The sequence below is a fragment of the Cupriavidus sp. 01L45 genome, assembly GCF_056399885.1.
On the sequence record NZ_JBFTSG010000139.1, the window covers coordinates 1 to 2421 of the forward strand.

The 2421-nt window shown below is 64.7% G+C and carries 2 protein-coding genes and 1 pseudogene; all 3 read right to left on the reverse strand.

Annotation, left to right across the window (positions count from 1 at the left end):
- Window positions 1-200: 200 nt before the first annotated feature.
- The gene (locus AC1DT6_RS40330) at window positions 201-680 is read right to left on the reverse strand and encodes a GlcG/HbpS family heme-binding protein (RefSeq protein WP_477115612.1); all 480 of its coding nucleotides are present in this window, start codon (window positions 678-680) and stop codon (window positions 201-203) included.
- A 63-nt stretch (window positions 681-743) separates the two neighbouring features.
- Window positions 744-2204 carry an aldehyde dehydrogenase family protein gene (locus AC1DT6_RS40335; RefSeq protein ID WP_477115613.1) on the reverse strand — a complete coding sequence of 487 codons (1461 nt, stop codon included), beginning with the start codon at window positions 2202-2204 and terminating at the stop codon, window positions 744-746.
- An 83-nt stretch (window positions 2205-2287) separates the two neighbouring features.
- Window positions 2288-2421, reverse strand: a pseudogene (locus tag AC1DT6_RS40340) (TenA family transcriptional regulator); the annotation flags it as partial.

Genomic DNA, 2421 nt, shown 5'->3' on the forward strand with positions numbered 1-2421 from the left:
GGGACCCAAACTCGCAACCCAAACTCGCATCGCCTTAAGGCGATACTCAAACATGGGTCCCTCTTTTCCGCTCTTTTCGCCGGATCCCGAGGCGCCCCATACGGCCTGGTACACCTTGACGGCTCGCTTCGCATCGCTTGGGGGGCTCGCTTCGCATCGCGTGATTTGCGCGGTTTGCGGGCTGTCGCCGGGTGCTGGATTTACTTCTTGATATCGGCTTCGGCCAGCACCTTCAGATCSTCGCCGGCAAGCAGTTCCTGCAGGGCCTGCAGTGCTGCCACGCCAGCGGCGGTGTCCTGCTCGCCATTGCCGCCGCTCAGGCCGATGCCGCCGATCACTTCGCCGTTGACCACGATCGGGAAGCCGCCCACGAATACCGCGAACTTGCCCTCGAAGCTCCACTGGATGCCGAAGGCTTCATTGCCCGGCAGCGCGGGGCCGTTCGGCGCCTGGTTGAACAGGTGGGTCGAGCGCTTGTGACCGGCGGCCGTGAAGGCCTTGTTCCAGGCGATCTGCGGGCCGGTGATGCGTGCGCCGTCCATGCGCTCCAGCACCAGCGGGTAGCCGCCGTCGTCGACCACGCAGATCGATTCCAGTACGCCGATTTCCTCGGACTTGCGGATGGCTGCCGCCACCATGTGACGGGCTTCCTTCAGTTCCAGCTTGATGGCTTTTCTCATGTCCTGCTCCTGCTTGATGCGTGAATGCTGCGTGAATGCCGGTTGGTTTGCGGGCGCGCTGGTTCAGCAGCCGCGGTAGACGGTCTTGATTTGCGTGTAGAACTCCAGCCCTGCCCGGCCCGACTCGCGGAACGTGGAGGTGCTGGATTGCTTGAGCCCGCCGAACGGCGCGTTGATCAGGTTGCCGGTAGTGGTGCGGTTGATCTTGACCGTGCCCGACTGGATGTCGTGCGCGAAGTCATGCGCATAACGCGGGTTGCTGGTCACGATGGCGGCCGACAAACCGTATTCAGTGTCGTTTGCCTTGGCAATGGCATCGGCGTAGCTGCTGGCTTCGATGATGGCGATCACCGGCCCGAAGATTTCCTCCCGGGCAATGCGCATCTGCTGCGTGACGTCGGTGAAGATCGCCGGCGAGACATAGAAGCCCTTGTCGTATTGCTCGCCGCCCAGGCGGTCGCCGCCGCACAGGTGCGTGGCTTCGGCCTTGCCGGCCTCGACAAAGCCGAGCACGGTTTCCAGTTGCTTGCGCGTGGCGAGCGGGCCGACGTCCATGCCAGGCGTCACGCCGCTGCCGATCTTCAGCGTCCTGACCTTGGCCAGCAGCTTCTCGGTAAAGGCTGCCTTGACCGATGCCATGACCAGCACGCGGCTGGTGCCGGTGCAGGCTTGTCCGCTCAGCGACAGGCCGCCCTTGATGGTGAGATCCACGGCGCGGTCCAGATCGGCGTCTTCCATCACGATCAGCGGGTTCTTGCCGCCGAGCTCCATCTGCGTGCGCGTGCTCAGCGACACCGAGCGATGGATGTGCTGGCCAGCCGCGGTGGAGCCCGTAAAGGAAATCGCGCGCACCGCCGGTGCTTCGGTGATCGCCGCGCCCACGTCGCCGGCACGGCCGGTAATGAAGTTGAGCACGCCCTTGGGGATGCCGGCTTCGACAAAAGCCTGCGCCAGCCGGTAGCCGCTCAGCGGCGCATCCGACGAGGGCTTGAACACCACCGTGTTGCCGGCGATCAGCGCCGGCGCAATCTTGCGCGCCGGAATCGAGACCGGGAAATTCCACGGCGAGATCACGGTCACCACGCCCAGCGGCTCGCGCTGGCTGTAGACGATCATGTCGGGATCGTCCTGGGGATAGGTCTCACCCGAGAACGACTGCCCCTCCACCGCGTAGAAGCGGATGGTCTGCGCCGAGCGCAGGACTTCGTCCTTGCTCAGGTTGAGCGCCKTGCCCTCTTCGCGCGTGAGTTCCTCGGCAATCTGGTCGGCGTGCGCTTCGAGGTAATCGGCGGCGCTGTTGAGGATCCTGGCGCGCTTGGTGATCGGGGTTTTCTTCCACGCGTCGAACGCGGCCGCGGCGGCGGCCACGGCGGCCTGCGCGTCTTGCGCCGTCGAGGCCTGGAAGCGGCCCACGATGTCGCCGGTATCGGCCGGGTTGACGTTGTCGAAAGTGCGGCCGCTGGCGCTCTTCGACCACTCGCCGTTGATGTAGTTGGTGAATTCGTCTGTCTTTGCCACTGCCATGATGTCCAAGCCTTTATCCGGTCGGGCCCCGGGCGGGGCCGTCCATTTCCAATGCGATGCTGCTTTTCCGTCCAGGGACGCGCTCAGGCGGCCATGCCCAGTTCAGGCAGGGAGATCTCCTGGGCGACGTAGTCGTGATAGAGCGCGGTGGTGTAGAGCAGGCGCATCTGTGCGCCGATCTCGCAGATTTTCAGGCAGCGCTGCTGCAGCTCGGGCG